Raw genomic sequence first — 243 nt, 5'->3', positions numbered from 1 at the left:
AGAGGGACATCAAGAATTCGGGCAATTACGGCCGCTTCGCTGATCGGCGTCGGGCGATCTCCTCGTTCGAGCTTGGCGATCATCGTCTGGGTCATGTTGATGCCAAAGTCAGACACGCGGCCAGCGAGTGCCTCCTGCGTCAAACCGCGTGATCCGCGAGTGGCCCGAACAGCGGCCCCGAAACGTATACGGACCGCGTCCGCCAAGGTCATGTCCTGCATTTCAGTTCTCATAGAACTAAAC

The 243-nt window shown here is 58.4% G+C and carries 1 protein-coding gene; it reads right to left on the bottom strand.

Going from position 1 to position 243, the window contains the following annotated elements; translation table 11 throughout:
• Positions 1 to 221, bottom strand: a 221-nt coding sequence (locus SB679_RS25910) for a helix-turn-helix domain-containing protein (protein WP_410705255.1), incomplete at its 3' end; no start/stop codon positions are given.
• Positions 222 to 243: the final 22 nt, after the last annotated feature.

This window comes from Chryseobacterium sp. SIMBA_029, from assembly GCF_046535275.1.
Classification (GTDB): domain Bacteria; phylum Bacteroidota; class Bacteroidia; order Flavobacteriales; family Weeksellaceae; genus Chryseobacterium.
The sequence above is the reverse complement of the archived record's forward strand: the minus strand, read 5'-3'. Positions and strand labels throughout refer to the sequence as shown.